Source organism: Thermodesulfomicrobium thermophilum DSM 16697 (assembly GCF_059568695.1).
On the sequence record NZ_JCANTW010000015.1, the window covers coordinates 1 to 15246 of the forward strand.

11 protein-coding genes and 2 pseudogenes are annotated in these 15246 nt (G+C 58.0%); 8 read left to right on the forward strand and 5 right to left on the reverse strand.

The window, feature by feature from the left end; all coding sequences use genetic code 11:
* A pseudogene (locus BR00_RS08515) lies at positions 1-254 on the forward strand (ISNCY family transposase); the annotation flags it as partial.
* Positions 255-335: 81 nt separating this feature from the next.
* Positions 336-632: pseudogene (locus tag BR00_RS08520) on the forward strand (secondary thiamine-phosphate synthase enzyme YjbQ); the annotation flags it as partial.
* On the opposite strand, the gene BR00_RS08525 reads toward BR00_RS08520, so the two are convergent.
* The 5 genes from BR00_RS08525 to BR00_RS08545 form a co-directional block, all read right to left on the reverse strand.
* Positions 633-1211: a class I SAM-dependent methyltransferase gene (locus tag BR00_RS08525; protein WP_496477169.1), complete on the reverse strand. Its 579-nt coding sequence runs from the start codon at positions 1209-1211 to the stop codon at positions 633-635.
* Between the two features lie 77 nt (positions 1212-1288).
* Positions 1289-2950, reverse strand: coding sequence for a dihydroxy-acid dehydratase (gene ilvD / locus BR00_RS08530; protein ID WP_496477170.1), 1662 nt, complete (start codon positions 2948-2950; stop codon positions 1289-1291).
* A 15-nt stretch (positions 2951-2965) separates the two neighbouring features.
* Positions 2966-3823: a cell division protein FtsX gene (locus BR00_RS08535; RefSeq protein WP_496477171.1), complete on the reverse strand. Its 858-nt coding sequence runs from the start codon at positions 3821-3823 to the stop codon at positions 2966-2968.
* Entirely contained in the window at positions 3820-4470 is a 651-nt protein-coding gene (locus BR00_RS08540; RefSeq protein ID WP_496477172.1) for a cell division ATP-binding protein FtsE, read from the reverse strand. The genes BR00_RS08535 and BR00_RS08540 overlap by 4 nt, the downstream gene beginning before the upstream one ends.
* A 15-nt stretch (positions 4471-4485) precedes the next feature.
* Positions 4486-6729, reverse strand: coding sequence for a vitamin B12-dependent ribonucleotide reductase (locus tag BR00_RS08545; protein WP_496477173.1), 2244 nt, complete (start codon positions 6727-6729; stop codon positions 4486-4488).
* 453 nt (positions 6730-7182) lie between these two features.
* Between BR00_RS08545 and BR00_RS08550 the strand changes: the two genes are divergently transcribed.
* From BR00_RS08550 to BR00_RS08575, 6 genes are all read left to right on the forward strand, one after another.
* Positions 7183-8370, forward strand: a complete 1188-nt coding sequence (locus tag BR00_RS08550; RefSeq protein ID WP_496477174.1) for an iron-containing alcohol dehydrogenase — start codon at positions 7183-7185, stop codon at positions 8368-8370.
* 318 nt (positions 8371-8688) lie between these two features.
* The gene (locus BR00_RS08555; RefSeq protein WP_496477175.1) at positions 8689-9462 is read left to right on the forward strand and encodes a MogA/MoaB family molybdenum cofactor biosynthesis protein; all 774 of its coding nucleotides are present in this window, start codon (positions 8689-8691) and stop codon (positions 9460-9462) included.
* A gap of 586 nt (positions 9463-10048) precedes the next feature.
* A complete protein-coding gene (locus BR00_RS08560; protein WP_496477176.1) occupies positions 10049-11056 on the forward strand; it encodes a two-component system sensor histidine kinase NtrB in 1008 nt (335 codons plus the stop codon).
* Entirely contained in the window at positions 11053-14031 is a 2979-nt protein-coding gene (locus BR00_RS08565) for a UvrD-helicase domain-containing protein (RefSeq protein ID WP_496477177.1), read from the forward strand. Before BR00_RS08560 ends, BR00_RS08565 begins: the two co-directional genes overlap by 4 nt.
* Positions 14028-14759 (forward strand): cobamide remodeling phosphodiesterase CbiR, encoded by a 732-nt coding sequence (gene cbiR / locus BR00_RS08570; protein ID WP_496477178.1) that lies wholly within the window; start codon positions 14028-14030, stop codon positions 14757-14759. The genes BR00_RS08565 and cbiR overlap by 4 nt, the downstream gene beginning before the upstream one ends.
* Positions 14747-15241: a bifunctional adenosylcobinamide kinase/adenosylcobinamide-phosphate guanylyltransferase gene (locus BR00_RS08575; protein WP_496477179.1), complete on the forward strand. Its 495-nt coding sequence runs from the start codon at positions 14747-14749 to the stop codon at positions 15239-15241. The genes cbiR and BR00_RS08575 overlap by 13 nt, the downstream gene beginning before the upstream one ends.
* The last annotated feature ends 5 nt before the right edge of the window (positions 15242-15246 follow it).

Genomic DNA, 15246 nt, shown 5'->3' on the forward strand with positions numbered 1-15246 from the left:
TCACCGTGGTCGAAAAGCTTGATGACGAGCTCATGGCGCTGGCGGACGGAGAGGCCTTTGTCCTTGTCCCCGTTGTCACGGGAAAATCTTCGGAAGAACCGGCTTCTGAGGAAAAATCGTTGGCAAGAGGGGCCCAGGAACGGGAGCAGACCTCCCCTGCGGCAGAATCCTCATGGCACTGGTATCTTCACCCTCGTGAACCCATAGCGAGGGCGATTCATAACCCCCAGGAGACAACTCCGGGGACTTGGTAGGGGAACAACAACCATTGGTGGAAACCATGACATTTTTATTGTCCCAAACCGTCCCAAAAAGGTGACATTTTCATTGGCGGTTTACACGCCATGCACATCACGGCATCGGTTTTTATCAACGACGATGAGCCGGGTCTTCACCACGATTACGAGAAATGGCTGGAGCGGCTCGCGCCTCATGAGCCAGTGCATCAATACCGGCACAACGTGGGGGAAGACAATGCCGACGCCCACATGAAGCGCCAGATCATGGGGCGTGAGGTCGTGGTGGCGGTCACGGAAGGCCGGCTGGACCTCGGACCGTGGGAACAGATCTTTTACGGGGAATTTGACGGCCGCAGAAAAAAACGCGTCCTCGTCAAGATCATCGGCGAGTAATCAGGAGATTTCCACCCCATGCCGCCACGCCCACAGCGGTGTGGTAGTGGGTGTGGGAGAGAAATCGTGCAGGATTCCGCAGCAAGGTCCGATTCCTGGCGGCAAAAGCGGCGTGCTTGCGCCCCAGGGAAGCTTGAGCCCAGGGACGACCGAGGCCGAGCGGATGCGCCCTGCTGGGTGGACCAGACGCAGAAGCCGACGCAGCCCCCACCACGGCCCAGTCTGCGGCAGGGAAGGGGTCAAGGGTCTGGCCAAAGCGAGGGTATCGCCAAAGACCAGCATCACTCCGCTGCGGGCTACGCGGACGGCCTCGGTGACGACGGCCTGACGGTTTTTCGGGGTCATGGCAAAGAGCACGAGGGCGTAGTCCACGGCATCCTCCTCCCAGGGAAGATGGTCTGGTTGCGCCAGATGAACGTCCGCTGCGTCCCCCAAAGATTGCCGTGCCTCGGCCAAGACCCGGGGATCCGGCGCGGCCAAGATCACATCAAAGCCGCACGACCAAAAAAACCGGCAGTGGATCCCGGGGTCGGCGCCAATCACCAAAAGACGCCGCCCCCGGCGCGGCCAGGAGACCATCAAGGCCTCCATCAACCGCTGAATTGTCCACACAGCCGCCATGCCGAGCAAAGACGGGGACCAGATCCCTGCAGCCATCAATCGAACACGGCTCCTTGGGCGGCAGACGCCGCCAAACGGGCATAACGGCGCAGCACCGGCGAAGTGATTTCTTTCTTCACGGGCTTCCAGGCCGCTTTGCGCCGGGCAAGTTCCGCTTCGTCCACCATCAGGTCCAAACGCCGGTTGGGGATATCGATGCCAATGATGTCCCCATCTTGCACCAGCGCGATGGGTCCTGCCTCCGCCGCCTCCGGGCTCACATGGCCGATGGCCGCCCCGCGGGTGCCGCCGCTGAAACGGCCGTCGGTAATGAGGGCCACGCTCTCCCCAAGGCCCATACCGGAAATGGCCGAAGTGGGGGTGAGCATCTCCCGCATGCCTGGGCCGCCCTTGGGGCCCTCGTAACGGATGACCACCACGTCTCCAGGCTGGATGGCGCCGCCCAAAATAGCAGCCACTGCGGCTTCCTCGCCGTCGAACACCCGGGCGCGGGCCTCTCGCTGGAGCATCTCGGCAGCCACGGCCGATTGTTTCACCACAGCCCCATCCGGGGCCAGGCTTCCACGCAAAATAGCGATACCGCCCTCAGGCGAATACGGATCTACAGCCGGCCGAATGACATCGGTGCGCAGCACCCGGACACCAGCGAGATTTTCTCCCAGGGTCTTTCCAGTGACCGTGGACACGGAAAGATCGAGGATACCAAGGTTGGCAAGCTCGCTCATGACCGCAGGGATGCCTCCTGCTTCGTGCAGGTCTTCGATGTGCTGGGATCCTGCGGGAGAGAGACGGCACAAGTTGGGGGTCCCGCGGCTGATGGCATCGAAGAAATCGAGGTCGAGATGCAGTCCTGCCTCCCGGAACACTGCAGGCAAGTGGAGTACGGTATTGGTGGAACACCCCAAGGCCATATCCACAGTGACCGCGTTTTTGAGGCTCTTTTCCGTGATGATATCCCGTGGCCGCACCTCTTGGCGCACCAGATCCATCACCCGCATACCCGCCTCTTTGGCCAGGCGCAGCCGGGCGCTGGTGGCCGCCGGGATGGTCCCATTGCCCGGTAATGCCACTCCCAACGCCTCGCACAGGCAGTTCATGGAATTGGCCGTAAACATGCCGGCGCACGAACCACACCCCGGGCACGCGCATTGGGCGAGGTCTTCCAGTTCGGCCTCGGTCATGGCGCCGGAGCGCACCTTGCCCACGCCCTCAAACACCGTGATGAGATCCACCGCAGCGCCGCCCCGGCGGCCGGCATACATGGGACCACCGCTCACCATGATGCTTGGGATATTGAGGCGGGCCATGGCCATGAGCATACCAGGCACGACTTTGTCGCAATTGGGGATGAACACCAAGCCGTCAAACGGGAGCGCCACGGCGCAGATTTCAATACTGTCGGCAATGAGTTCCCGGCTGGGCAAGCTCATGCGCATGCCGGCATGATTCATGGCAAGCCCATCGCAGACACCGATGACCGGAAATTCCATGGGAACTCCCCCCGCCATGCGCACCCCGTCTTTGACTGCCTGCGCGATGGTATGAAGATGCATATGCCCGGGAACGATCTCATTGGCGGAATTGACGACACCAATGAGCGGCCGCCCCATTTCTTCTTGGGTGAGCCCAAGTGCATACAGAAGAGAGCGATGTGGCGCTTTTTCGAGTCCAGAAGTCATCACCGAGCTGCGACGCATAACCAACCCCAATTTTTAAAATTGACGAAACGAGATATATGAACCAAGAATAGAAAAAAGTATTACTGTTCCAATACATATAAAAATATACGACTGCGGAAGAAAAGAAAACGCAAAGAGCGTTCCTTGAAACATTGTTTGAAGATACCGATGTACTCCGTAAAGCATGGAAATGGCGATGAGACTTGCTAAAATCCCTTGTGTTGCCGCGCCGACGACCAATGGAATACGCATAAAGAATGGACTTGCGCCGACCAGGCTCAGAAGCTCCAATTCTTCCCGTTTCACCGCAAGAGTCACCCGTACTGCAACACCACTGGCAAGGGCAATCAACGTCAAAAGGACTGTCGCAACGGGGATAAAGAGGCGTTTGCTCCAGGAAAACCACGACGCTGCGCCATCCACCCGCAAGGGATCATAATGGACCTGCTCGACCCCTGGAAGCGCAAGCAAACGATCATGCATGGCCTGCATCCAGGCCCGCGGGTCGGCTTCTGGTACACGAGCATAGATCAATGCGGTATAAGGGAGGGTTGTTTCCAGAGAAAGATTATCCTCAATGGAAAACCGATCTTTGAGCTTGTTCAGCGCGTCCAGTGGTGTGAACGTCTCCAAGGAAATGACGCCGGGCATTTCGCCAATGGAGCTCCAATGCTGAAAAACGGTCTCTTTGGGTGCATCCGGCTTCCAATAGATTTGAAAGACGACTTCACCTTGTGATGCTTTGATATTGCGATCAAGATTATAAAGAACGAAGAGAAAAGAACTTCCTAAAAAAATAACGACCGTTAGCGAAAGCACCGTGGTGGCAAGAGAAAGCGGCGTCCGAAAAATATCCCGCACTCCCTGGGAAACGAGACGAACAAGCATCATACGACCCGGCCCTCCTGAATGTTCAGGACACGCGCTTCCGGGACACGTGCAACCATCTCCGGATTATGGGTTGCCAGAAGCACTGTAGTACCAAATCGATTGAATTGGCGAAACACGTCCATCATGCGCAGAGCAAGAGTGCGATCGAGATTTCCTGTGGGTTCATCGGCCAAAAGGACTTTCGGTTTGACCACAATGGCCCGAGCCACGGCAACGCGTTGCTGCTCACCGCCGGAAAGCTCTTCGCAGCGCACCTGGACTTTATCTTCGAGGTGCAGGCTACGCAGTACGACAGCAACACGTTTATGAATGATATCTTTTGCTGTTCCACGGACAAACAGCGGCAACGCGACGTTGTCGAAAACCGTACGGTGGGGAAGGACTTTGAAATCCTGGAAGACGACACTGACCATGCGGCGCAGCAGATGGCGGTTCCAGGAAGTAATTTTACGCAGTTCAAATCCTGCCACGGTGGCCTTTCCCCGAGTCAGCGGCAGGGCACCGTGGAGGATACGCAGCAGCGTCGTTTTTCCAGATCCCGATGGCCCCATGAGAAACGCAAACTCCCCTTGTCCCAAGGTGAAGGAGACATCCTGGAGCACCAGGTGATTTCCAAAGGAAAAGGAGAGGTGAGTGACGTCAATCATGGAAAGCCAGCCACATCATCCACACCGGGTAAACCCACATGCCGCACACAAAAAGCAGCCTTCCTGGAAGGTCAGCTCCCGTCCACAATCGGGACAGATGGGTTTCACCAGACTCGTTGCCGACGATGGAATATTTTCCTCGCCCAGATAGTGCTGGGCCAAGACCCAGGCGACGGCGTCCGGAATGGAAAGGAGCATGCCTTTTTTCTGAAACACCGGATGCTCACCGCCGATCCCCTTGAGCTGCTTGACGATCTCGCGCACGTGAATGCCTGAGCGCAACGCCAAGGACACCAGACGACCGATGGCTTCGGCCTTGGCGGTGATGGAGCGGCCAGAGCGACCGATAGTGGCAAAGACCTCAAAAGGCCGGCCGTCGATCTCGTTGACGGTGAGATAGAGATCTCCCAAGCCAGTCTTTACCTTTTGGGTGAATCCATACACGATATCCGGCCGCTCCATGGGGGTGCATTCCCCCAGAACCCTGGGGGTGTCTTCCTTGTTGGCGGCGCCATCTCCCGTGCAAAGAACTTGGCTCGCCTTGCAACCGTCGCGGTATACCGTCACTCCTTTGCAGCCTTCCTGATACGCCAGGAGATAGATGGTCCGGATGTCTTCTTCCGTCGCCGCATTGGGGAGATTGACCGTCTTGGAGACGGCATTGTCCGTATGGCGTTGGAAGGCGGCTTGCATCTTCAAATGCCATACCGGCTCGATGTCCATGGCCGTGACAAAGACCCGGCGCACGGTTTCCGGAAGGAAGGCAAGCTCCCGTACAGAACCCGTGGCCAGTACATGCTCCACAACGGCCTGCTCATCCACTCCATCCACTTCCCGAAGGGCTTCGAGGAAATAGGGGTTGATTTCGCGAAGCTTTTCCCCATCCATGACCTGGCGCACAAAGGCGAGCGCAAACAACGGCTCGATGCCGGAAGAACATCCCGCAAGAATCGAAAGCGTCCCTGTCGGGGCAATGGTGGTCGTGGTCGCGTTGCGATACGGGCCTTCACCACGGGCGGCGTAGACTGACGTCGCGTAGGCAGGGAACGGACCACGTTCTTCGGCAAGCGCTGCAGAGGCAATTTTGCTTTCGTGCTGGATGAACGCCATTACCTCTTCAGCAAGATCGAGCGCCTCAGGGCAGTCATAGGGAATACGAAGTTGAAAGAGCATATCTGCCCATCCCATGATTCCCAGACCGATCTTGCGATTGCGGTGCACTGTTTCTGTGATGCGCTGCAATGGGTATTGCGATGCATCGATGACGTTATCGAGAAAACGCACTGCGAGATGGATCGTTTCCCGAAGCCTCTCCCATTGGATCGGCGTATCGTGCTCCGGATCCACAAAGAGCGCGAGATTGATCGATCCGAGATTACACGCCTCATAGGGAAGGAGCGGTTGCTCACCACATGGGTTGGTGCTTTCGATCTCCCCTTGGTCGGGGGTGGGATTGTCGCGGTTGATGCGGTCAAGAAAGATGATGCCCGGGTCTCCGCTCTCCCAGGCCTTGCGCACCAAGAGATCGAACACTTCCCGGGCCTTCAAGGTGCGGACGATATTGCCGGTGTGGGGGGCAATGAGGGGATAGTCCTCGTCGCGTTCCACCGCCTGCATGAAGGATTCGGTGAGGGCAACGGAAAGATTGAAGTTATTGAGCTCACCGTCCTTTTCCTTGGCACGGATGAAATCCAGGATATCCGGATGGTCCACCCGTAAAATCCCCATGTTGGCCCCGCGTCGGGTGCCGCCTTGCTTCACCTGCTCGGTGGCGGTGTTGAAAATCTTGAGAAAGGAAAGAGGTCCGGAGGCGATGCCCCCGGTGGATCCCACCCGGCTTTTGTGCGGCCGCAGTCGGGAAAAAGAAAATCCCGTACCGCCGCCGGATTTATGAATCAGGGCGGCGTGTTTTACCGCATCGAAGATTTCTTCCATGGAATCGCCCACTGGCAGCACAAAGCAGGCGGCCAGCTGTCCCAGCTCGGTGCCGGCGTTCATGAGGGTCGGAGAATTGGGAAGAAAGACCCGGTTCACCATCAGGTCGTAAAAGACCCGGGCAAGTTCGGGCGCTTTCCAGGGTGAGTTCGGGTACTGGATTTCCACCTGGGCAATGGACGAAGCAACACGCCAGAAGAGCTCCTGCGGGGTTTCCGTGGGCTGCCCTTCGAGGTTTTTGCGAAGATAGCGTTTGGTGAGCACGAGTTCGGCGTTGGCGGACAGGTGCACTGGCGGCAGATCCGAAGGCATGGGAATGGACATCACTGATCACCTCGAAAAAATGGAACGTGGAGACGAAGTGCCGCCGTGTGTAGCCCACACCCGCGGGAACCGCAATGCGCCTCTCCTGGGAGGATATGGAGACAATGACTCCAACTATCTTGAAGAAAGAAAAATTTGTGGAAGAGAATAGGGGGTGTACTCATGTTTCTTTTTACGGTATTTGTTTGATTTTTTTGGGTAAATTATGACATATCCTCCAACATGTCTGGAAACACGAAAACGGTTTCGGCAGAAGTAGGAGGGGAGAGAACGAGAGCGGGACAACTCGAACACCCATGTTCCACAGGTGTTCTTTGTGCACGTGCTCGATGTCCTGCCGTGCTCATGTGCGCAGCTTGCCATCGGCCCGAGTTGCCTCAGGCTTCTCGAACAGATACTCTTTGAGGCGATTGGATGGATGTTATGAAACTTTGATGAACAGGAGGAATTCGTATGCATTTTGAATTCTACAACCCAACACGGCTTGTTTTCGGGATTGGAAATCTTTCAAAAATTGGAGAAATCACCAAGAAATATGGCTCAAAGGCGCTGATCGTCACCGGAGGTGGCAGTGTCAAACGTGCAGGGATCTTCGATCGCGTCGTCACAAGTCTGCACGAAGCTGGAGTTCGCTTTGCGGAATGTTCTGGAGTGGAGCCCAACCCCAGAATCGATACCGTCAAGCGTGGTGCAGAAATCGCAAGAATCGAGCAATGTGATGTGGTCATCGCCTTGGGTGGCGGAAGCACCATGGATGCCGCGAAAGTCATGGCTGCGGCGTTGTATTACGACGGAGATCCATGGGATATGATTCATGACGGAAAAAAGGATCCGTATATTCCGCAAAAGGCATTACCGATCATCACGGTACCGACACTTGCGGCAACGGGTTCCGAGATGAACGCCAATGCAGTCATTACTAACCCAAAAACAAAAGTAAAATCATTTGTCCGTGCCGAGTGTCTGTATCCGAAAGTGGCTCTCGTGGATCCGGAACTGACGGTGAGTGTGCCCAAAAACCATACGGCCTATGGAATCTGTGACCTGATCACCCATGTGACGGAATCGTACTTCAATGGGGTCGATCACACCCCCATTCAAGACCGTTTTGCGGAAGGGGTCATTCTTGCTGCCATGGAGTGGGGCCCGAAAGCACTGGCTGATGGACACGATCTGCAGGCCCGCACCCAGGTTCAATGGGCGTCCATCGTGGCGCTCAACGGCTGGGTCAGCGCAGGAACCAATGGCGCCTTTCCCGTGCATATGATCGAGCATACGCTGTCCGCGTACCATGACATTCCCCATGCGGCAGGGCTTGCGGTGGTGAATCCGGCATGGATGCGCTTTGCCGCCAGAAAACGTCCGGAAAAATTTGTCCAGTTTGCCCGCCGTATCTTTGGCATAGAGGTCAAAGGGCCAGAGGATATCGCAGGTGCGCTTCAGGGGATCGATGCCTTCGAGGCGTTTCTCCAACGCATTGGGTGCCCAACGCGGTTTTCCGACCTTCAGATCGATGGGACGCTGATTCCACAGTATGCCAAGGATACTTTGCAGGTGGTTCATGATGAAAATGGGAACCTCCCGGGGCGTCCCCCGATGACCGAGGCCGATATCATCACGGTGCTCCAGTCTGCGCTGTGATCGACCCGGATTTGAAATGCGGCACAGGAACGGGCCTTTCCGACAAAGAGAGGCCCGGTATCATTTATGAAAAAATGGTGGAAAAGTTTGAGGCTGTGTTTTTGTCGATAAAATATATAATCATTTGATTTTTATATATAAAATATGAACACTGAAGTATCGGCATCAGTGACTTGAGAAACGAAGAGCGCGGGATCTCCGCGAAAACCTTTGAAAACATTCCGAGAATCCTTGTGGTATTCCACAGGTGTTCCCATGGGTGACAGGGCAGCGTGCCTTTGTTAGGCACCCATCGCCATATGCATCAGGAGGCCTCATATGCATCTCGTTGCCAATCGCCTTTCCAGTTCGAACTTTTGGGCCTGGATAGCAGTTCCTGGATCGGAAGCGCCTTTGCCGTGTCCGGTGCGCATCGAGGAAGCGCCGCGCCGTTTGCGCGTGGGAGATGTGTGCACGGTGCGCAGCACTCAGGTAATGGTGCATGCGGTGAGCATCTGTCCGGACGCACAAGGAATGCTTCACCAATTGGTGGCATGCCGAATCACCTCGGGCAGACTGGCTCAAGGGGCCTCCACTGTGGAGCTGACGCGGCCTGGTCTGGCAGTGGCAGTGGTCACCTTGAGCGACAAGGGATCGCGCGGTGAACGCGAGGATACCAGCGGACCTGCGGTCTTGGAGCTGCTTCAGGACTCCCTTGCCGTGACCACCCATGCCATGGTGGTCATCCCTGACGACGCCCCCACGCTCAAGCGCTATCTCATGGACCTCTGCTTGGTGCAGGGATTCGATCTCGTCGTCACCAGCGGCGGTACTGGCGTGGCCCCGCGGGACATCACCCCAGAGGTGACCCTTGCGGCCATCGAGCGGCGTTTGCCGGGGCTCGAAACCGCCATGATGCTCGCAGCCTTGCAAAAAACCCCGCATGCGGCCCTTTCCCGGGCAGTTGCAGGCACTTTGGGGGAGAGCATCGTCCTCAACCTCCCCGGAAGCCCCAAGGCTGTTCGAGAAAATTTGGCCGCAGTGGTTTCCGCCCTGCCCCACGCCATTGCCAAGCTTCAGGGAGACGAGTCGGACTGTGGCTCCAAACATTGACGCAGCCTTTGCCCTGCAGCTGCGCTCTTTCTTTCTGAAGTGTACTGCTTCCCGTTTGGGGATTGTTACTGTCTGTCTTTTGACCGTGATTGCTGAGTGGCTTCATCTCTCAGTACGGGAGATGGTCTTTATTCCTCAGCGCCAGCTTTTATACGGAATATTTTTCTTTTTTGGATTTGGAGCGAACATCGTTTATCTCTTGCTCCAACGTTGGTTTCTTCATGAGCACTGGTTTTTTTCTTCTCAAATTGTTATCGATATTATTCTTTCCACTTTTTGGATTTTTTTGACAGGAGTAACGTTTAGTCCATTTCTTTTTATTATCTTTATCATGATTTTTTATTATGGAAAATTTCATGGAATCCAAAAATCGATAATTATTTCTTTTGTTTTTATATTTTCACTTTTTTTTCTTTCGTGTTTTCAATTTTATTTTCCTTATTATTGGGGAGAAGAACATATTCGAGGTTCATATATCGCATACAATTTTTGTATGCTTTGTGTTGGATTTTTGCTTGTCAACGGATTGGTCCGTATCCAAAAACACGGAGAATTGGAGATTCTACGCCGTCTTCATGAGCGGGATATGGCCCTCAAAAAGGCGGAGGATCTCCAACGCAAAGTGTTTCATGGCCTCGACACGTCATTGGTCCTTCTCGATCCCCATGGCCGCATTACTTCCCTCAATGCCGCCGCCATGGCGGAAGTAGGCGGTCATGGATCCGTGGAAGGCAAGTCGTTGGTGGAGATTTTTCCCGAATTTGCTCCTTTTTGGCAGGAGCGCTTCCGTCTTCCGGTGCGCAACATCGTGCACAGCCTGGCGCGGGGCAAAGTCTATGGATTTCGGCTCAGCCCTTTGGGCGAGGACGGATGGATCCTGCTTTTCTCCGACATCACGGAAATCCAACGTTTGGAGCGGCAGGTGCAGGAAATGGAGCGCTTGGTGGCGGTGGCGGACTTGGCCGCCGGCCTTGCCCACGAGATGAAAAACCCCCTGGCCGGCATCAAGGCGAGTTTGCAATTGTTCATGGCTGGCGATTTGGAAGAGGCCCATCGCCGCCGGTTGGCCCACGTGGTGGTGCGGGATGTGGACCGCTTGGATGCCTTGGTGCATGATTTTCTCGTCTTTGCCCGGCCTTCGGACCCCTGTCTGGAGGAAATTGCATTAGTTCCGTTTTTGCAAGAAATGGCGGAAACCATGCGTCTGCGCTATCCCCGGGTGGAAGTGATCCTGCAAGTGACGGACGCCGTCTGGGTGTTCGACCGCACCCATTTGCACCACATCGTGAGTAATGTGCTCGCCAACGCCTGCCAGGCTGTGGACAGCAAGCCCTATCCCCCCCGTCAGGTGGTGGTGGAAAACACCGAAGGGCCGGAAGCCCAGTCCCTTGCCGTGCGTGACACCGGTCCGGGAATGACGGCGGACATGCTGCGCCGTTGCTTTGATCCCTTCGTGACCACCAAACCTCAGGGCACAGGGCTTGGGCTTGCCATTTCCCGGCGCTTGGCTGCACAAAACGGTGCCCTGCTCGAGGTGGCGGCCAATTCCGATGCGGGCGTGACCTTTACCCTGACCCGGCCGAGGACTTCGTGAACGAACTTTACTATACGGACTTCCATATTCATTCGAGATATTCTCGGGCCACGAGCAAAACACTGGACCTGGAACTTCTGGCGGCGTGGGCGGAAGTGAAAGGCATCGCCGTGGTGGCCACGGGAGATTGTCTTCATGGAGCGTGGCTTGAGGCCATCGAGGAAAAGCTGGAGCCTGATGGCAGCGGGTTTTTGACCCTTTGCCGCCCGGAAAGCGCGGCCGAGCGCCTTGCCTGGTATCCCGGCGCTATTGCTGGCACGGCCCGTTTCATCTTGAGCACCGAGATCAGCTCCATTTACAAAAAAAACGGCCGCGTCCGCAAAATCCACAATTTAGTCTACCTGCCGACACTGGAGGCGGCCAAGGCCTTGCGGGAGCGCCTGGGCAAAATCGGCAACCTCGATTCCGACGGCCGCCCCATCCTGGGGCTCGACAGCCAGGACCTGCTCGCCATGGTGCTCGATATCCATGCCGACGCCTTTCTGGTGCCTGCCCATGTGTGGACGCCCTGGTTTTCTCTGTTTGGCTCCCAATCGGGATTCGATCACATCGAAGAATGCTTCGGCCCTCTGGCGAGCGAGATCTTTGCCCTGGAAACAGGACTTTCTTCAGATCCGGACATGAACTGGCTCGTGAGCAGCCTGGATCGCTTCCAGCTCATCTCCAATTCCGATGCCCATTCTGGAGAAAAACTGGGTCGTGAGGCCAACCGTTTTGCCGGGGCCATGGATTTCAGCGCCCTGCGCGGGGCCCTTTCCGGTACCAGCTCCCGAGCGCAGTTCTTGGGTACCGTGGAATTTTTCCCGGAGGAAGGGAAATACCACCTCGATGGGCACCGTGCCTGCCAGGTGGTGCTCTCCCCCCGGCAGACCAAAGAGTTACAGGGGATATGCCCTCAATGCGGAAAGCCCTTGACCCTTGGGGTACTGCACCGGGTCTTCCAATTGGCCGATCGCGATGAGCCGCAACAGCCCGCCGCCCATCCGGGATTTGTTTCCGTGATCCCGCTGGCGGAGATTGTCTCCGAGGTCTTGGGGGTCGGCGCGGCCTCCAAGCGCGTTCAGGAGATGTATGCCCGCGCCATCGCCGCCTTGGGTCCGGAGCTCCCGCTGCTGTTGGAAGTGCCGGAAAGCGATCTGCGCCAATTCCATCCGCTGCTCGGGGAGGCCATCTCCCGCATGCGCCAGGGAAACGTCGTCCGCACCCCGGGCTATGATGGGCAGTATGGTCGCATCCATACCCTCACCGCCGAAGACCGCGTGCGTTTTGGTCCTGTTGCCCACGACGCCCCGCGCCGCAGCCGGCGCCGCCGCGAAGAAGTGGAAAGGTCCTTGCAGGATGCCGCGGCAACCCAATCCACAAACCACGCTGTGTTTCCCAATGCGGAACAACACGCCGCCATTGCCGCTTCCGGTCCGGTACTCGTGAGCGCGGGGCCAGGCACCGGAAAGACCCATACCTTGGTGGCTCAGGTCCTTGCGCTGGCGAAGCAGGGGGTGCCGCTTTCCCAAATCCTCGTGGTGACCTTCACCCGCAAGGCCGCCCAGGAGCTGCGGGAGCGCCTGCGCGCCCATCTGGGAAACAGCGCCGATCTCGTTCAGGCCGATACCCTGCATGCCGCGGCTTGGGCCTCCTTGGAGGCAGAGCGTGTGCTCCTTGCAGACGACGAGGCCCGCGCCGTGTTTGCCGCTGCTCATCCGGAGCTTTCCGGCCGGGCGCTGCGTGATGCATACGCCGCCATGCAGCGGGGCCGGGAAACCCTCTCCGCCTTGCCAGATCCTGCCTATACCGCCCGCAAAGAGCTTCTTGGGGTGTGGGATTATACGGACCTTTTGGAAAATTGGCTGGAAGCGCTGCGTCAAGAAAAAAGGCCGCCGTATACTCATGTGCTCGTGGACGAAGCCCAGGACCTTTCGCCGTTGCAATGGCGCATCATCGGGTATCTGGCGCGGGAAGACGGTTCTGGGGTGTTTCTCATTGGAGATGCCGATCAGTCCATCTACGGGTTTCGCGGATCAGCCCCCCTGGAGGAGGCAGCGCGCGCCCTCTGGCCTGGGCTGCAGGTGGTGCGTTTGACACAGAATTACCGCAGCGCGCCGCAAATTCTCCGCGCGGCGGCCCCTTTTTCTTGTCATCCCATGCTTCAGCCCGTGTTCCACCACGTGGGAGAGGTACGCCTGGGGAGCTTTGCCCACGCCGAGCAAGAAGCCCGCTGGATCGCCAGCACCATTGCCGCCATGGTGGGGCAGTCCGGCCATTGGCAGATGGACGGTAAAAGTGCGGCAGAACCTTTGGCCTTGGAGGATGTGGCCGTTTTGGTGCGGGCCCAGAGCCTGATGCCTCCTGTGGAAACCGCCTTGCGCGAGGCCGGGGTGCCGGTTTACCGGGCCGAAGGCGAGCCCATGTGGAATCATCCGGGGGTGCGCATGGTGCTCGATACGGCGCGCCAGGCCCTTGCCGGGGAGCTTGAGATGGATGCCGGCACCCTTGCCGGCGGCCCGCCTGCCGTCGTGCACTGGCTGCACGCGCAGGGGAGGATGCCGCAAGCCTCCCAAAGTTCCCCCATGGAGGAGTTGGCGGCTCGCTACCGCGAGGCAGGATCGTGGGAGCGCCTCCTTTCCCAGCTCCAGCTGGATATGGCCAACCATGCGGTCTTCCGTGCGGCCCAAAAGGTGCCGCTTTTGACCATTCATGGGGCCAAGGGACTGGAGTTCCATACGGTTTTTGTGCCATGCCTCGAAGATGGGCTGCTGCCGTGGGCGGAGAGCCCTGAGGACGAAGAGATGCGCATCTTCTACGTTGCCCTCACCCGGGCCAAACGGCGCCTTGTCCTCACCTCCTCCCGGCAGCGCCGCCTGTGGGGAAAGGTGCAGACCATGGCGCCGTCGCGGTTTCTTTCCCAAATTCCCAGCGATGTGGTGCGGCTCGTGGATGAGCGCACCAAGGTCGTCTCCCGGCAACTGGTGTTCCCATGAGCGCGTTTCGCCGTGCAGCCCCTTCCTGTGTGTATCCCTTGCCCGTGGGGCCGGCGTGTGCGCGCCTGGCCGGCGTGGTGCCTGAGGTGGCGCTCATGTTTTTGGAAACCGAGGCGTGTCTCGCGTACGGCGAAGAGGACCTTCCCTCGGAGCTTGCCACGCTTCCTCTGCGCTACCATGTGCATTTGCCGCTGGACGTGCCGTGGGAGCGCGGTGTGGAAGCTGCGGGAGCGGCCATCGATGCCTTGGTCCACAAGGCCGCCTTCGTCGGCCCGCACGCCTTGGTGCTGCATCCGCCGACGCCCTATCAGCTGGAAGGGCTTTTGGAGCGCTCTCCAAAGCTGGCGGCGTCCCTGGCCCTCGAAAACGTCCCCGGAGCCGACCTTACGGCAGTCTGGCCGCTGATCGAGGCATATAACCTCGGGGTGTGTTTGGACGTGGGGCACCTCGTCACCTATGGCCAGCAGCGCATTCTCGATCTTCCGGATTTCTTTTCCCGCATCCGCCTGCTGCACGTCTACGGCGGCGAGCCTTCGGGTCGGCACCTGCCCCTTGGAGCGTTTCCGGATCCAGAGCTTTTGCGGCAGATTCTCTGCGCCACCGCTGCGTTTGCGGCAGCCGCGCCGGTGTCATTGGTGCTGGAAGTCTTTTCCTGGCCCCATTGGGAGGCGAGCGCAGCAACCCTTTCCCAGTGGGCGCAGGAGTGGGGGCTTTCATGGTCGAGTTGATTTTAGGGGGCGCTGCTTCAGGCAAGTCTCGGTTTGCCGTGGAGCGGCTGCTTTCCCTTCCCCATCCGGTCTTTCTCGCCACGGGCAAGGCCCATGACCTTGGCTTTCGAGAGCAGATCGAGGCGCACCGCCGAGAGCGCCCGGGGCATTTGCCGGTGGTGGAGTGCGGTGTGCATCTGGCCACAGCGCTCAGGAGTCTGCAAGGGGCGTCCGTCTTGGTGGAGAGTCTCGATTTTTGGGCCTTTGCCGCCCTGGATGCCGGGGTGTGGTCAGCGGAGAGCGCCGCCTTGATGGAGGTGGTGGAAAACTGGCGGCAGGGGCGGCTGCTTATGGTATCTCAGGAGATGGGTCTTTCCCCCTTGGCGATGGACGCCGGGGCCCGCAGGTTGGCCCGCGTCCTGGGGGGCCTGCACCAGAAGCTTGCGGCTGTGTGCCAGCACGTCTATCTGGTAGTGGCTGGGTTACCCCAAACCCTCAAGTGAGGCCG

What these genes read in the sequence shown, in the direction of transcription:
- BR00_RS08550 (WP_496477174.1), top strand. Translation starts at nt 7,183, where the DNA reads ATGCATTTTGAATTCTACAACCCAACACGGCTTGTTTTCGGGATTGGA.
- BR00_RS08575 (WP_496477179.1), top strand. Translation starts at nt 14,747, where the DNA reads ATGGTCGAGTTGATTTTAGGGGGCGCTGCTTCAGGCAAGTCTCGGTTT.
- BR00_RS08525 (WP_496477169.1), bottom strand. Translation starts at nt 1,211, where the DNA reads ATGGTCTCCTGGCCGCGCCGGGGGCGGCGTCTTTTGGTGATTGGCGCC.
- BR00_RS08540 (WP_496477172.1), bottom strand. Translation starts at nt 4,470, where the DNA reads ATGATTGACGTCACTCACCTCTCCTTTTCCTTTGGAAATCACCTGGTG.
- BR00_RS08555 (WP_496477175.1), top strand. Translation starts at nt 8,689, where the DNA reads ATGCATCTCGTTGCCAATCGCCTTTCCAGTTCGAACTTTTGGGCCTGG.
- BR00_RS08560 (WP_496477176.1), top strand. Translation starts at nt 10,049, where the DNA reads ATGGCCCTCAAAAAGGCGGAGGATCTCCAACGCAAAGTGTTTCATGGC.
- BR00_RS08535 (WP_496477171.1), bottom strand. Translation starts at nt 3,823, where the DNA reads ATGATGCTTGTTCGTCTCGTTTCCCAGGGAGTGCGGGATATTTTTCGG.
- ilvD (WP_496477170.1), bottom strand. Translation starts at nt 2,950, where the DNA reads ATGCGTCGCAGCTCGGTGATGACTTCTGGACTCGAAAAAGCGCCACAT.
- cbiR (WP_496477178.1), top strand. Translation starts at nt 14,028, where the DNA reads ATGAGCGCGTTTCGCCGTGCAGCCCCTTCCTGTGTGTATCCCTTGCCC.
- BR00_RS08545 (WP_496477173.1), bottom strand. Translation starts at nt 6,729, where the DNA reads ATGTCCATTCCCATGCCTTCGGATCTGCCGCCAGTGCACCTGTCCGCC.